A 15,447-nucleotide genomic window follows, 5' to 3' on the forward strand; every position below is an offset into this window, starting at 1 on the left:
TCAAAAATCCGAAGGTAGTACCAAATTACTTGGTTCTACCTTCGGATTTTTTGAAGAAAAGATAAAAACCAAACCGCGTGATTTTGTTCATCTGCGGCGGCACGACGAAATCTTTCCTTGATAAAAGGGTCTTTTGCTTTATCGGCGATATCCAAATAAAAATCGACTGTTTCTTGCTCATCTTTAAAAGCCCATTCCAGTGCGGTTACGTAGTGATCGGGACATTGCTTCGGATTTGCGTAAGTGGGTTGCCTGCCTGATAACTTTGCATATATTTTACTGAATTCTTCCAAATGCCGTCTTTCATCATTTCGTATTTCAAGGATTATATTCCGTTCCTCTCGGGCAGGGGCAATTCTTGCTAATTGTTCATAACAAACAATCGCTTGATACTCTCCATTAATAGCCTTTTGAATATCATCAATGATCGGTGCATCAGGGAGTAATCGATAAACATCATCATAAGAGGGAACATAATGATAATAATATTGACCGTAATTCATCACTTACCTCCTCGTTTAAACAGTGGTAATGTATCATATGTTTGATCGAATCGAGAGGTGTGTCATGGCCTAGGTAGGAAAAGGGATTCTTTTTTGCTACACTATTCAATAAAAAACACGAAAAGGAAAATACTATGAAAATTACTATTATCTCTGTTGGAAAACTAAAGGAAAAATATCTGAAACAGGGGATTCAAGAATACCTGAAGCGATTAAGCGCCTATGCGAAAGTTGAGATTGTCGAAGTAGCAGACGAAAAAGCTCCCGAAAATTTAAATGAAGCAGATATGGAAATCGTAAAGAAGAAAGAGGGAGAACGGATCCTATCCCATCTTTCCCAAGACACCTATGTCATCACATTAGAAATTAACGGAAAAATGCTCACATCCGAACAACTCGCCGCCAAAATCGACGAACTCGCAACCTACGGAAAAAGTAAAATTGCCTTCATTATCGGCGGCTCACTTGGCCTAAGTGAAGAGGTTCAGAATCGAAGTGACTACGCCTTATCATTTTCTAAAATGACATTTCCACATCAGTTAATGAGGTTGATTTTGTTGGAGCAAGTGTATCGGGGGTTTAGGATTATTAGGGGGGAACCGTATCATAAATAGAGGCAAAAATTGTTGCAGATAAGGTGGTATTTTGTTGTCGAAAACGGGTATTGGTTGTGAAAATGCATCTTCCGTATCCGTTTCACGATACAACATGTGGATAAGTGTAAAGGTCTTGGATATATTGACCTCCGTAAAGTCAAAATCAAGCTCAATTTTATTAACTGATCGTGAGCGTTCCTTTAATTGCTTAATCGTAATTTTTTTAATAAGTAATTGTAACAACTGTTTTCCATTTTCCCTTGAAGCATTCCTATATACGTTCAGGAATTTTTCTAAGAGGGATTCTATGATTTCAGGTTGTATGATCTTTGTATCGGTAGAGCCTATTTGTACTGTAATCTCATTTTTTCTCTGGTCTAACTCGCCTTTTTCATTAGAAATCTTCTGCAACCTTTCCTGTAAGATACCCGTTGGAAGGGTGTTCTTTTCAAATGCTTCCATGTAACGATCTTGAAGTGATTCTATTTCGGACAACCTTTTTTCGATTTGCTCCAATTCTTTATTGAGTTGATTCAAGGAATCGACGGAATGTGAATTTTTATCTTGAAGCGATTTATATAGCCACCTTTTATTGGATAGGAAAGTTTCAATTTTATTGATGACTTTATCTTCTGCTTCATACGCTTTTATTGAGTTTGCCTTACATGCAGATGATCCTTTATTGTGGAAATTACCACATACATAATAGCGATGCCTACATTTTGTTCCATCTTTTCGTGTATATGTAGTAATAGAAGGAACCATGCCTTTACCACAATCAGGACAACGCAGAAGACTGCTAAGTAAAAATGGTTCATGTGATTGACGCTGTTTGAATGATTTACTTTTTCTCCTTGCTTGTACAACACTCCACAGTTCGTCTGAAACTATGGCTTCATGCTGACCTTCAACAAGTATAGGATTGGGGTTTTTACCTTTTCTCCGCTTCGTATCCCAATTTTCAACCTTTAACCAACTTATTTTACCGTTATAGATAACGTTATCTAAGATAGTTTCCACACCATTAATAGAAAAGTGGCAGTTACGTTTTGTCCTATATCCTGCTTTATTTAAGTGATTAGCAATTGCCTTTAAACCTTTACCACTGGCATACAATTGAAAGATAAGTTGTATCACCTTAGCTTCATTTTGGTTAATTACAAGCTCCTTTTCGATAGTGTCATAGCCAAAAACAACACCGCCATTCCAAGAACCCTCTAATGCCCTCTGTTTCATTCCGAGTTTTACGTTTTCTGATAATGTGTTACGCTCCATTTCTGCAATGGAAGCCATTAGTTGAACGACTAAACGACCAATAGGGCTACCTGTATCAAAGTTTTCCGAGTATGAAATGAACTTTACCCCATAATCCTCAAACTTATCCAAAAGTGTGAGTGTATCTAACATATTTCGGGAAAGTCGTGAGATCTTCCATACAAGAACTGCTTGAAACTTATCTTTTTCAACATCGGCAACCAGTCTTTGCATAGCAGGACGCCCTTTAATGTTCTTTCCAGAAATCCCTTCATCAACATATTCTTCCGCTACTTGCCATCCATACAATTGTGTATATTGACGTAGGGTCTGTAACTGAGCGGAAATACTATAGCCCTCCGCCGCTTGTTCTTCTGTCGAAACCCGACAATAAATTGCCACACGTTTTATTTCACCCATATATCTTTCTCCCTTCATTGATAGTTTAGTATGAAAATAAAAAAAGAGAAAGGATATGCTCCTTTCCCTTTAGGCGGTTCGATTCAAATGGCTTATATGACTTAAATCAAACTTAAATTTAACCTCTTTAATGGTTCTTTCTTTTGATGTGGTGCCTTGCGTTACATGAATGCTGTCAATAAAAGAGTGTAGAACCCTTTTCTTATCCTCATCAGACATAATTTCAAAAAACATCTCCAATTTTTCGATTGCGATTGCAACACTATCACCTATATCAGGCTTTTGTCGCTGTTCTAGCTGTTTTTCTAGCGTCCTGAGAAATTGGATAAGTTCACTTTCTTCCTTTTGTACATCCTTCATTTGCTGTCTAAAGGTTACTTCGTCAATAACATCATCACTTCTCCAGGATATAACATCGCTTTTTTTCTTTGACAAGCGTTTCAGTTCTTTTTTCATCGTTTTTATTTTATCTTCAATGGGTTCTACTTCACTAGAAATATCGGCAAGGGTGGTGTTTGTGATGAGAGTTGTGAGGTTCAATGATTTTAAAGTATGGAAAAAGTGATTGAATACGAATTGCTCAGCGTATTCTTTAACAACGAGGTTGGACGAACAAGCACATTTACCACTGTTTTTATTTCTACTGCATTGGTAGTATTTATATTTCTTGCTACTGTTCCCTTGAACCATTGGAGCCCCGCATTCCGGACATTTGATAAGACCCGATAGAGGATAGGTTCCGGGATGGAGCTTTTCTGGCATATAACTTTTAAGTTGAAGTACCTTCTGTGTTTGATTCCAAAGGTTGTCATCAATAATCCTTGTATGATTTCCCTTCCGATAGCTTCCCCTCCACTTGATTTCGCCAATATATATTCTGTTGTTTAAAATTGTTTTAATGGCGGTGATAGTCCAATGCCTTCCGTTTTTCGTCCTGATCCTTTGTTCATTAAGGTTTGCAGCAATTTTTCGGTATCCCCATTGATTAATGGCGTATTTTTTAAAGATATATTTTATTACCTTTGCTTCATCTGGATTCAATTTAAGCTCTTTGTTTTCGGTGTTATAGCCATATACCTTTCCGCCATTGAAGTTTCCTTTATCTGCGTTCTTTTCCATGCCAGAGGATGTACGAAGTTTGATCATATCCCTTTCAAGCTCCGCAACAAGCGACATGAATTGGTAGAGTAGTTTTGCATTTTTGTCTCGGGTATCAATATTGTCAGCAATACAAATTAAGTTTTTTTCTGCCTGTGTAATTCTTTTATAGATGTACAAGGCATCAAGGTTGTCTCTGGAAATACGATCCGATTTGAAAACCACCACATAATCAATGTTTTCATCTTTATCGAAAACATGTGAATACATTTGCTTAAATTCCTTTCTGTCTCTGATATTTTCGGCAGAGTATGCTCCTTCATCATAAATGTGAACGAGTGTTAATTGGTTGTTTTTACAGTACTTTTCTATTTCCTCTTTTTGTTTTTCGATAGATGTGTTGTCTAATTGTTTATCTGTACTGACACGCACATATCCAATAGCTCTCGGCATGGATAATCTCCTCCTTAGTTTGGAATGATTGTTTTTTCAATTTCAGATTCATATTTTAGGAACATCTCAGACATTAAGTTTATGAAACTCTTAGCTCTTACCTTGTCGAGTTCCTTTTCAGTCAATAATTGTTGTTCGAATTCATGATTGTAATCAAGTGAGGGGGATTTCTTCATAGACTCGGTTCCTTTCGTAGATGAGGTGTTTTTCGTGGGATAGGGTATAATTGCTACCCTGTGTTTTTAACTTTAACGGACTATCAAATCAAAGTCCAAAAAATAAGGTTCTACCTTAAAAAGTTTATTTAGGGTAATAGATAAATTTCTATTCCATTAGGAAACTTGGAAGGAGTCTATTATTCTGTATACCTGCTCCACTTAATGGATAAACAGTAAACTAGAAAGTACAGATTAGGCTCTTAGCTTTTTAGTGTGCAATTTTATTTACTCCGTTGAAATTAATTCATTCAAATATAAGCGAATGTCCTTTGTCGGCCAACATAATCCAGATGTTAAAATGCGAACCCTACCGTCAAGATCCAGATTAAAGCAAAGCTACCGACTGAAAGGTTAATTCCGTGAGTCGGTAGCTTTTTCTACGCTAATTTACCCATTGGGTAAATTTACATGAAATGGGGGATTTATCAATAACTATGCAAACCCGCATTATACAAGGTTTTTTCATCTCTCTTTTTACCATTGACTATAAACAATAGTTTGAAAATTTACACAACTGGTGTTAATCTAGTGATGTTGATTTCGAAATACAAGTATTATCTAATTCTATAGAAGGAGCAAAGAAAAATGAAAGAAGACTTAATGTCAGTTACAATTGATGCTGATTTAAGAGAATATATGGTCAACAATAAAAAGATTCTCATGGGATTTGTTTCAGGTAAGGCACTACGGGAAAAGAATAATGATATTCCCAACAAGCCGAATACCAGGGATTTCATGGGTAATGATAATAAATATGTCCCAGAAATGAAGAAAACACTTCGTAATAAGCCTGAGTTATTTGTCTATATGAATAATGGAATTCATATAATAGCAGAATCATATATCAGAAATGAAGATGGAACAACAAAGGTATTTTTCAAAAGGGGACAGGGTGTTTACAATGGAATACACACTGAGAATGTCCAAGAAACGGAAGGTAAATCTAATAGTTATGTGATTCTAGTTATCTATTTTGATGTACCGGAAGAGGAAATCGTGGACATTATTGTTGCAAAAAATTCAAGTACACCAACGAAGGAGATAAGCCGTGGGGAAAAGCTAGAACGCTATAATTGGGTAAAAAAGATTTTACCTGATTATCCGATTAAATATAAAGAAAGTGATAAGTACGACTTGGATATTGCCACAGTTTTGCATATAGCGGGTATTTTTCAGGTGAATGATCGGACAAGTCAATTTGTCAATAAGGATTACAGAAAGTTTCAGAGCTATCTACGCAATAAAGGTGACATCGTGAAAAAACACAATGATGGCAAGATCAATTTGGAAAGAACTCGTTATATATTAAAGGAGCTTATTGATCTTTACCTGTTTATCCGATCAGATGAAGAATGTATTGTGAGTGTAAAAAGGAATTTGAAAAAGACAGGTTGGCTTCGCAAAGGGGTTATTACTGATTCTTTGATGTTTAACATCCTTAATGCGTTTAATTTTGCGGTTTATGTACCAAAAACGCTCTATCCATGCTTTAAAAAGAACTATGACATCGAACGTTTGAAAGATTTAACGAAAATATCATTTCCTCAAATTGTAAACCAATTGCAATCCTATGAAGATGAGGGGTTAAAGGTATCGGAAATCTCACGGGAAAAGAACATCTACCAAGAGATACAAAATATTATGTTGACGGCAGACTTGGAACAAAATCTAATCCCTGTTGAATAGAAGGATATGAAAATTGTTTTAAAAACTCACGTGAAAGGAAAGAAGAAAATGAAGACACTAAGTATGGCTCATCCAAATGAAGATTTTCTCCCAGAAGAGGAAGCCCAATTTGTAATAAATTCCGCACGTATTATTTTGAGATATATTGACAGTAAAATGAATCGAGCTAGTTTAACAGAGTGAAAGTGATTACTAATGACTAATGGGGCAAGTAACCTATCCATGGACCTATGGATTTTGTGTTGATTTATAAGGGGGGAGGAGATTACTTTTGAGTAAAGATAAAAGAAAAGATATACAAGAAACAGGTAAAGGGCTTGTACTTGATACTGTATTAAGTGTAGGGAGTGAGACTGCTGCAGAGATTGCAAAAGAATCAATTACTAGCATATTTGGGGATCTTCTGGTTGACACCGCAAGTTCTCTTCTTCCTGGTATTTCAGGAGCAGTCCAGGGATATAAGCGTGTCCGCTTCGAAAGAAACATAACTGCTTTTACAGAGCAATTATATTCTAATATTGATACGATACGGGTGAACATAGAAAGCAAGAATAATGAGCAAAAAGAAAAAATTGATCAATTGTTTAATATTGTCTTGGACTATGTTATTGATGAACAGCAAGAAGACAAGATTGAATACATGGTGAATGGATTTTTAAACTTAACAAATCATGAACAAGTATCAGATGATTTTGTCCTTACGTATTATGATGTTCTTAAAGAATTGAGAATGGTAGATATATCAGTACTTAGATTAATGTACAATTCACGTTATATAATTGCCAACGACACCACTGAGACATTTCGGGATATTATGGAAAGGCATGGACTTAGCTACGAGCAATACCAATCAGTGAGACGAAACCTTCAAAGAATAGGTTTGCTCATAACAAAGACAGATCTAAATATAACTGATGATCTTGAAGAAATAGTTAAGAAATTCAAGGAGATATACGCATACTTAGACAAAGCAACCAATCCTAAATATACACGATCTCTTCCAAAGTTAAGGCTACCAAAATTAAAATCCAAGGAGAACCTGGAGCTGTCCAAGTTTGGAAAGGATTTTGTTAGGTTTTTCATTAGTAAAGAAGATGATTAATACTACAACTTTTTACCATGCCTATATTGGGGTTAGACCCGATAAGTTGAAGTTGCAATTTCATACAAAAGCATAATGAAAGTCAGTCAATAGATATAAAAACTGTAGGTGAACATATTGGTATCGCTCAAAGAGAAAATTAATGAATTAATTAGTAGAAAATATGAAGGGAATTATTGGGATTATAAGCAACAATATCATAAAAACAGAGCAGATTTGTTACACGATATTATCTGTTTGGCCAATAACACCGAGAATCGAGATGCTTATCTTATTTTTGGAATAACAGATGATGGAAGAATCCAGGGCGTAGAAGATGATCCAAATAGAAAAAACCAAGAAAATTTCATTTCATTTTTAAGAGATAAGGATTTTGAGGGTGGATATAGACCAGTTGTTGAATATAATAGTATTGAATTAGAAAGCCATAGTATTGATGTCTTAATTATCAAGCAAAGTAATCGGACACCATATTTTTTAACAAAATACTTTAGCGATGGTAAGAAAAAAGTGAGAGCATATCATATTTATTCGAGGATTATGGATACAAATACACCTAAAGATAAATCAGCTGATGAAAGGGTTGTAGAGAATTTATGGAAAAGAAGATTCGGACTTCTTCCATTGCCAATAGACAGATTAAAGCATTCCCTATCGGATAAGAAAAATTGGACAAAAAAAGAATCTGTTAGTTATTATAACCCATCCCCCGAATTTACTATTGAACAAATAGATGATTATGAAAATCGGTATCAAAATACGAATCGAGAATTCTATTCTTATTATCAAATGAATTCTTCTACTTCATATGAAACACTTCATTGCAAATATTATATGACGGTTTTATTCGAGTGTCAGTCTGTTGTCCTGGATAGTGGAAGGTATATTGCACCGGTTCCTAACTGGGGATTTATTCCATTAGATAAATATCATCGAGAAAAACTATCTTATAAATATTATGTTAAAGGTTCGCTGAAATATCATTTAAATATTTTTTTATTTGATGAAGATAATGAAGAAGCAAGAATTGCGAGAGATAGACTTATGGAATTAGTTCTATTATACAATTCGGAAAGGGAAAAAGAACTATTTGAATCCTATATTAGGGGAAATATTACTGATATTACCCAGGATTTAGAAGAAATGAAAAGAAGTAATTTAGTTTTTGAAACTGTAGATGAACATATTAGGAATGTTGAGAATAAAAGAATTCATACGGGGATATTGCTTAACAGGGAATTACTGAACTTCAGAAGGCAGTAATCATATCACTTATGAATAACGGCTAAATATTGGGATTAGATTTAGGAAAACAGCACTGAGATTTTATCCCAATGCTGTTTTTTGCCCCTTAAATCACTACGGTGACGGGAATATCCCAGAGAGGACATTCTATTGAGTATTTAAATACTTATTATTTGATTTTGTATCTTTATGAATGTACTTTTGATAATATAATAAGATATAACTACTTTAGGGGAGATAAATATGGCTGATTACGGAAAAGTATTGAAAATGAATGAAATAAACGGCTTCGCTGTATCCCTATGCCTTCTTGATGACTTAGGACGAACAAGTTCCTATAGTCAAATCATGCAGGAAAAATATAAGAATGGTTATACTCAGGTGATTATTAATTCTTATCTCATGTTAAAAATTGCAGAACAAATGCTTAGAGATGGTTGGACGTTACTTTCCATATTTATCGATGATCCTAGCGTTGACGAGGAAACTAAAAGAGAGGTAAGCTCTCTTGTTGAAGGTATAAAAAAGAATCCACTAAACTTTATTAAGTTGAGTGAGTATTTAGAATGGGCTTTAGAAGATGGATCTATTTTTATAGATAAAGTTACAATGGCAAAAAAAATTAAAGAAAGATATAAAACTTGCGAATTGTATTCTAATGGAGTTCTTTTTGGTGATGCCAAACAATTGGTCTTTTCTGAATATATTCAAGAAATAATAGAGGATTATCTAAATGCGGGATAAACTTCAGTCTGATATTTTTAAAACGTTATCTACAGCCTTCTTCGCTGCAATATCGTATTTTTTTGCGGAACTTTTCCAAATTAGTACCCTGATATTTAAATTTTCTGATACCAAGTGGCACGTCACTGCAAGTGTTGCAATTTATACAGCGGTTTTAAATAGTTTTCTATTGTATGCCCTTTCAAAGAGGACAAGTGTACAGGTGGTTATTATTGAAAGAAAAGATAAATCAGATAAAATACGTTTGGATGATAAACCAAGAGCGACTGAGGTAAGAATAAATCTAAATGGAAATTTAAATAAAATAAAAAATAATGTAGAAATTATTTTTCCTCAATGGATAGACGTTATGGCAAAAGGATCTCCAGATTTGAAGCAAAGTGAAAATGACTCCCAAAAGTATTTAATTGATTTATCTGATATTGTTCACAATAGTGAAATTGAGGTTGGCATATATTACTTCGATATTACTATAAAACCTATTTATGAAGAATCAGGAAGGAAAGGAGAGGTTCTTGCAAAGGTCAATGGTAATAAATTTAGATATGCTAAAAATGTAAAAAAGTTAACGGTTCATTATAGTATAGAATAGGAGTGTGATATATTGTTTAGTAAGTATATTGATAATTCAATAAATGAAGACAAATCTTTTTTGACAATGGATGATATTTTAACCAACATTCTAAAGTTTGAAGAATGGAAAACTGTTGAAACTGACCCATTTACCCAGCAACCCTTGAATTATGAAATTACTAAAGTATATGATGAAAATCAGAAAATAGAGATTAAGAACACAGAGTTTACCTTTAATTACATTAAATATTCTTATGATACCGTTATTTCTGGTCAGGAAACTAACCCCATTTCTGCAGAACGATTAAAATCTACTTCCGGTGCAATTGTAATTTATACAGATGGAATACGCACTCAATATCTTGTTGATAGGGCAAGGGGACCGGCTGCTTTAAGAATTTTACGTGTAATTAACAATTCCGATAAAAATAAAATCATTGAAGCACAATCGTTCAATATTACAGAGGACTTTTTTATTTGGCTGATATCAAGATTTATGAACGGGAATAGAATAATAGATGAGGAAAACTCATTAAGTATTAGTAGAATAATAGGCTTTAGAGGAGAGGGAAGTCAAAAACAGGCAGTGCTTTCTGGCTCTGGTAATGAAGTGATGAATCTACTAAGCTCACTATCTTTTTTAATTGAAATGGATGTTATGACTGAGATTGAGGTTCGAATATTATGTGGTTCAGAAACCTTTGAGATAAGACTTTACTCAATAAATTCCCAACTAGATATATTAGTTGAAAACTATGTAGGCGAATATATGATGTTACAGAATGAAGAAAAGGACCCAAGAGTTTTATTGAATACATTTATTGATATAATTCCAAGCATAATGAATGCTTACAACGAAGAAGTTGATAATGGTAATTGGACTAAGAATAGTAAAAGGGAGTTTACATTAGGTCTAGTCGATTCTGTGAAGGAAAAACTTGATCTTTTATATCCATCCCAAGGCACAGAGAATTAATATTTCTATCTGCACTGGTTTGATTGTATTAGTGAAGACCAATGCTTTCACGTACATAATCAAATAAATATTATCTATTAAAATAGGCATCGGTACTTCACCAATGCCTATTTTTTGCCTCTTAAATCACCACGGTGAATCATAATATCATAAATAGTAATGTTCTAAAAAAGGTCTGACAAGGATTTTATATAAGGTGGGCTATTTAATGATGAACAAAACAGAATAGAACACTAAGAGGCAGTTGTTATAAAACGCCTTTTGTATTCTTAGCTTCAATGATGATATAGGTAATTTATTTTAGATCTTGAACCTCGAAAAATTTTTTGGGGGTAGAACATAAGAATTTTGATTTGGATAGTGATAAGTTGTAATATTACTATACAGAGAGAAACAACATTTCTTTTTTCATCCATCTATCCTTCGTTCATGTTTTTCATTTCAAGGTTCAACCTCAATTAAATAGGATTATGAGAACCCACCTAAACAATGTTAATCCACAAAGTTCCTTATAATCAGAGGGAATTGCATAAAATGAAGCTGGTATAGTAAGGAAAAGAATAAGTTACTTTCTAAATTCCACATTTAAAGGAGAAAAGAAAATGAAAAAACAGTATGGTAGACAACTAGAAGAAACTATTGATTTGGCGATGAGGTTATATCAACTTCCTTCAATCATTAAAGAGGGTCATGAAGAACTTGAGCATGTGAATGAATGTGAATACTTTAAAAAAGCTGATGGAACATATTTAAGGGGTTATCCAGTCCATTCTACAACGCATCTCATTGAAAAGGGAGCAGAAAGAGAATTGACTTTCAGTAAAGAAATTTACTTAACTGAAAATGGGACTTTACAAAAGTTTTATTCCTATTCTGAATGGCCTTATTGTGAAAGCTGCAAGAAAACCCATTCCTACATACATCGTGAAATAGCAAAAGATCAGACCCTTACTGAAAATGAACTCGAAAAAGTAGAGGGATTTATCACTAATTCATTTTCCTTCAACAAAAAATCCGCATAGTTACCCCTTCCATTTGGTTAACCACATAGGCTATGTAAATCCCATGAATTGTCACTTTTTGAGCTACTTGAAGAACCTTAGACCAGCTTTCTAAGGTTCTTTTTAATTGCAAAAGATGTGAGTAGGACAAAAGATACAGGAAAAAAACCATACCTGTTTATTGCTAGAAAAATTATCATTTTACGCAAATTTTACGCATAAATTTATAAAACCTTATTAAATCAATACTTTGACTGCATCTTCGACCCCGACCACCGGTATCTAACTCCTCGCTATGCGAAAACGGTAGTATGTTTCGACAATAAATTAAATAGGAAACAGCATTGAAAGTTAAATCCCAATGCTGTTTTTTTGCCTCTTAAATAACCACGGTGAACCATATCATAAGTAACTGCAACCCATTAATATAATGATAATTGAATAAAATTTAAAAAATATTGAAGTAATAGCTCAATTATTCAAGTGGGGCTATTACTTCTTTTAATTTTATTGGTGTTATAATAGTAAAAAGGGAAAATTTCCAAATTTAAAACTATTAAATGAAGGGGAATACTAATGGAGCTTAAAAGCCTAACCGTAGAAAATTTTCGTAACTTTGGCAAAATAAATATTGATTTAACAAATCAAAATGTTGTATTTGGAATGAACGATGTAGGTAAAACAAATTTACTATTTGCTATTAGATTCCTACTAGATAGAGATATTCGTAAAAATGGTTTCAAGGAGTCTGATTACTTTAAAAATGAAAAAGAAAGAGTTATAAAAATAACATTAGGTATAAACCTATCAGATCGCTTAACTAGTGAAGATTCGCAGCACATTATAGCTAAGGTTGGTAGGGCAAGATCGAGTAATGAATTGGATAATTTCTATTTTCAAGTAAAAGGTACCTATGATAATAGTGAAGGAGTAGGCATTCCTATAATTTATTGGGGGAGTAATATAAATAATTTAGAAGAAATCCCGCAAAATGGTATCTATAGCAATCTTGATAATTTATTTAAGATTGTTTACGTTGATCCGACAATAGACTTAGAAAAAACCTTTTCAAAAAATAGAAATAAGCTATTTGATCAAAATAAGCTGGATGAGTATGACATTACCATATCCAATGAGATTAAAGACTTAGGAATGGAAATGAATAAAAAAATAAGTAGTATGGGGGTTATTCAATCTTTTCAAGATACTATTACAGAGGAATATAGAAAGTTAAAGAAAGAAAAAATAACTATTGAAATGAAATCAGAAATTACCATTAATGGTTATTTTGGCAATTTAATTCCTTATATCAAAAGAGAAGATGATGATAATATCTATCCTACATCAGGAGATGGAAGAAAGAAAATATTAGCTTATTCCTTAATAAATCATCTTATTCAAGCACAGGAAGGTAATAAAATAATTATTTATTTAGTTGAGGAACCAGAAAATAGTTTACATAGGTCTATGCAAATTGCTTTATCCAAACAACTTTTTAATTCTAAGGTATATAATTATTTCTTTTTATCAACCCACTCTTCTGAACTATTGTATGAAATGGATAATGCTTCACTAATTCGAATTTATTCAGAAGATTGGATAGGATGTGAATCATATATTTATAATGTTAATGAAGAGTATAAGAATGTAAAAAAGGAACTTAATAGAGCATTGTCGACGGCTTTATTCTCTGAGAAAGTACTATTAATAGAAGGTCCTTCAGAAAAAGTATTGTTTGAAAAAATTTTAGAAGAGGTATACCCAACATATGAGTTAGATGGAGGTTACCTATTAGATGTAAATGGAATAAAGTTTAAACCTTATGTAGAAGTATTAAAAGGTTTAAATATAACCCCAATAGTAAAAACAGATAATGATTTAAAAGCAAAAAGGGGTAATGCAACAACTTTTGATTTAATAGGAATCACGAGATGTTTAAAACTCATAGAAACTGAGGAAGACGAAACAATAGACCCTGTTGAAATAGATTACTTTTATGAAAATGAGCAAGGTAAAAGGGTTTGGACAAATAGAGGGAAAAACCAAATGATTAAGGATAAAAAGCTAGAACTATATGAAGATTTTAAAGAAAGCATAAAGCATTTTAAAGATAATAATATATATTTATCAAAAATTGATTTAGAACATGATTTATATGAAGTTATTGGTGACAGAATGGAAGAAATTTTGGGATCAAACCCTATAGACTATCTTCAAGATCATAAATTACTTAATATGATTGAATTAACTAATGAGTTAACGAAAGGGGATTGTATAAAAATAATAAAGCATCCTCTATTTGAATCGTTAAGAAAGTTGGTGCCATATGAAATTGATTGATCAAGATGAGAGAAGTGAAATACTAGAAAACAGTGGTGATATAGTGGTTTCAGCTAGTGCAGGCTCTGGTAAAACCACAATTATGGTAAAGAAAATGGGAATAGAGCTCGAAAAAATAAAGGATCACCGAACGATAGGAGCAATAACATTTACTGTAAAAGCAACCGAGGAAATTAAAAAAAAGGCAGGAAAAAATATTAAGAAACCCTTTGTTGTAATGACCAATGATTCTTTTATTGAGAGTGAGATAATAAGACCTTTTATTAAAGATGCATTTGGTAAAGATTACGGAAATGATTATTCTGTTGAATATGGTAATAAATATCAGTTTGATAAATATTCATCTGGATTAAAGCAGTTAAAAAACAAAAATATTTTAGGTAGTTTTGACGATAACAAACTTAATTTTAATTTTAAGGTTGCTCATGATATTTTAGATAAATCAAAAGCTGCACAGGAATATATTAAAGCAAAATATTCTTGGATTTTTATAGATGAATACCAAGATTCTGATAGAGACATGCACCGTTTCTTTATGAAGTTAAAAAACGAATTGAAAATTAAACTATTTATTGTTGGTGATTCAAAACAGGCAATATATTTGTGGCGTGGAGCTATGAGTAACATATTTAAATTATTAGATGATGAAAATTTTAGTTTTTATGAACTTGTAACCAATTTCCGTTGTGATAAAGAAATTGAAAACTATGCAAATTTATTTCATAATCCAAAATACTATATGCATTTTGATAAAAACGTAGAGAATGTAGTTATTAAAAACTTTAACAACTTTAATAGTTTTTATGAGCGAAGGGATTTTGTAGGTTTTGTAGATAAATTCAAAGATCTTATCTTTGAAAAGACTCTTGACCTCGATAAAGAAGTAACAATTATTGCAAATTATAACAATGATGCTAATAAGATAACTGAATTATTAAACCTTGAGGGGTTTAATTTCGTATTTATTCCCAAAACGCCAATTGATGAGGGTATTCCAAATGGGAACTTATTAAAGGAACTTGCATTATATTCGAAGAATTCAACTTACACAATCTATGATTTTTTAGAAAATACTCATATTGATGCAAGAATCCGCACGAGATTTGAAGTTAATAGTATTATAGGGAAACTAAAAAAAGATAAAAATTTAGTTCCTGACATAGTTGAGGAAGTAGTTTCGGACTTAGCTAATTATCTAGGACTATCAATAGGTGTAACCGTCAAGTACAATTAAACAG

At 32.8% G+C, this 15,447-nt stretch carries 14 protein-coding genes; 11 read left to right on the plus strand and 3 right to left on the minus strand.

Translation table 11 applies throughout. The features are described 5' to 3' along the window. Window positions 1-35: 35 nt before the first annotated feature. Window positions 36-503, minus strand: a complete 468-nt coding sequence (locus BN1243_RS19815; protein WP_062109746.1) for a ferritin-like domain-containing protein — start codon at window positions 501-503, stop codon at window positions 36-38. 134 nt (window positions 504-637) lie between these two features. On the opposite strand from BN1243_RS19815, the gene rlmH reads away from it, so the two are divergent. Next, window positions 638-1,117 carry a 23S rRNA (pseudouridine(1915)-N(3))-methyltransferase RlmH gene (gene rlmH, locus BN1243_RS19820; RefSeq protein ID WP_062109748.1) on the plus strand — a complete coding sequence of 160 codons (480 nt, stop codon included), beginning with the start codon at window positions 638-640 and terminating at the stop codon, window positions 1,115-1,117. Here rlmH and BN1243_RS19825 read toward each other — a convergent pair. Continuing rightward, window positions 1,043-2,791 (minus strand): recombinase family protein, encoded by a 1,749-nt coding sequence (locus BN1243_RS19825; protein ID WP_230200263.1) that lies wholly within the window; start codon window positions 2,789-2,791, stop codon window positions 1,043-1,045. The two genes, rlmH and BN1243_RS19825, sit on opposite strands and share 75 nt — an antisense overlap. Before the next feature lie 51 nt (window positions 2,792-2,842). After that, window positions 2,843-4,324 carry a recombinase family protein gene (locus BN1243_RS19830; RefSeq protein WP_062109752.1) on the minus strand — a complete coding sequence of 494 codons (1,482 nt, stop codon included), beginning with the start codon at window positions 4,322-4,324 and terminating at the stop codon, window positions 2,843-2,845. A gap of 803 nt (window positions 4,325-5,127) precedes the next feature. On the opposite strand from BN1243_RS19830, the gene BN1243_RS19835 reads away from it, so the two are divergent. The 10 genes from BN1243_RS19835 (at window position 5,128) to BN1243_RS19875 (ending at window position 15,443) form a co-directional block, all read left to right on the plus strand. Beyond that, complete coding sequence (locus BN1243_RS19835; protein WP_062109754.1) at window positions 5,128-6,228, plus strand: AIPR family protein; 1,101 nt, start codon at window positions 5,128-5,130, stop codon at window positions 6,226-6,228. 6 nt (window positions 6,229-6,234) lie between these two features. Beyond that, the gene (locus BN1243_RS22795; RefSeq protein WP_230200264.1) at window positions 6,235-6,411 is read left to right on the plus strand and encodes a hypothetical protein; all 177 of its coding nucleotides are present in this window, start codon (window positions 6,235-6,237) and stop codon (window positions 6,409-6,411) included. Between the two features lie 88 nt (window positions 6,412-6,499). Beyond that, complete coding sequence (locus BN1243_RS19840; RefSeq protein ID WP_062109756.1) at window positions 6,500-7,330, plus strand: hypothetical protein; 831 nt, start codon at window positions 6,500-6,502, stop codon at window positions 7,328-7,330. A gap of 117 nt (window positions 7,331-7,447) precedes the next feature. Then, a complete protein-coding gene (locus BN1243_RS19845) occupies window positions 7,448-8,593 on the plus strand; it encodes an AlbA family DNA-binding domain-containing protein (RefSeq protein WP_062109758.1) in 1,146 nt (381 codons plus the stop codon). A gap of 225 nt (window positions 8,594-8,818) precedes the next feature. Continuing rightward, window positions 8,819-9,319: a hypothetical protein gene (locus BN1243_RS19850; RefSeq protein WP_062109760.1), complete on the plus strand. Its 501-nt coding sequence runs from the start codon at window positions 8,819-8,821 to the stop codon at window positions 9,317-9,319. Beyond that, entirely contained in the window at window positions 9,309-9,911 is a 603-nt protein-coding gene (locus BN1243_RS19855) for a hypothetical protein (RefSeq protein ID WP_062109761.1), read from the plus strand. Before BN1243_RS19850 ends, BN1243_RS19855 begins: the two co-directional genes overlap by 11 nt. Window positions 9,912-9,923: 12 nt before the next feature. Next, window positions 9,924-10,868: a hypothetical protein gene (locus BN1243_RS19860; protein ID WP_069201809.1), complete on the plus strand. Its 945-nt coding sequence runs from the start codon at window positions 9,924-9,926 to the stop codon at window positions 10,866-10,868. A gap of 602 nt (window positions 10,869-11,470) precedes the next feature. Next, the gene (locus BN1243_RS19865) at window positions 11,471-11,890 is read left to right on the plus strand and encodes a hypothetical protein (protein ID WP_062109763.1); all 420 of its coding nucleotides are present in this window, start codon (window positions 11,471-11,473) and stop codon (window positions 11,888-11,890) included. Window positions 11,891-12,445: 555 nt separating this feature from the next. Continuing rightward, window positions 12,446-14,209, plus strand: a complete 1,764-nt coding sequence (locus BN1243_RS19870; protein ID WP_062109765.1) for an ATP-dependent nuclease — start codon at window positions 12,446-12,448, stop codon at window positions 14,207-14,209. Continuing rightward, window positions 14,202-15,443, plus strand: a complete 1,242-nt coding sequence (locus BN1243_RS19875; RefSeq protein ID WP_230200265.1) for a UvrD-helicase domain-containing protein — start codon at window positions 14,202-14,204, stop codon at window positions 15,441-15,443. Before BN1243_RS19870 ends, BN1243_RS19875 begins: the two co-directional genes overlap by 8 nt. Window positions 15,444-15,447: the final 4 nt, after the last annotated feature.

It is taken from the genome of Bacillus niameyensis (genome assembly GCF_001375535.1).
Lineage (GTDB): Bacteria > Bacillota > Bacilli > Bacillales > Bacillaceae_C > Lederbergia > Lederbergia niameyensis.

Excerpts from the sequence above, each read along its gene's own strand:
- BN1243_RS19855 (WP_062109761.1), top strand. The coding sequence starts at position 9,309 with ATGCGGGATAAACTTCAGTCTGATATTTTTAAAACGTTATCTACAGCC.
- rlmH (WP_062109748.1), top strand. The coding sequence starts at position 638 with ATGAAAATTACTATTATCTCTGTTGGAAAACTAAAGGAAAAATATCTG.
- BN1243_RS19825 (WP_230200263.1), bottom strand. The coding sequence starts at position 2,791 with ATGAAGGGAGAAAGATATATGGGTGAAATAAAACGTGTGGCAATTTAT.
- BN1243_RS19850 (WP_062109760.1), top strand. The coding sequence starts at position 8,819 with ATGGCTGATTACGGAAAAGTATTGAAAATGAATGAAATAAACGGCTTC.
- BN1243_RS19835 (WP_062109754.1), top strand. The coding sequence starts at position 5,128 with ATGAAAGAAGACTTAATGTCAGTTACAATTGATGCTGATTTAAGAGAA.
- BN1243_RS19830 (WP_062109752.1), bottom strand. The coding sequence starts at position 4,324 with ATGCCGAGAGCTATTGGATATGTGCGTGTCAGTACAGATAAACAATTA.
- BN1243_RS19815 (WP_062109746.1), bottom strand. The coding sequence starts at position 503 with ATGAATTACGGTCAATATTATTATCATTATGTTCCCTCTTATGATGAT.
- BN1243_RS19865 (WP_062109763.1), top strand. The coding sequence starts at position 11,471 with ATGAAAAAACAGTATGGTAGACAACTAGAAGAAACTATTGATTTGGCG.
- BN1243_RS22795 (WP_230200264.1), top strand. The coding sequence starts at position 6,235 with ATGAAAATTGTTTTAAAAACTCACGTGAAAGGAAAGAAGAAAATGAAG.
- BN1243_RS19870 (WP_062109765.1), top strand. The coding sequence starts at position 12,446 with ATGGAGCTTAAAAGCCTAACCGTAGAAAATTTTCGTAACTTTGGCAAA.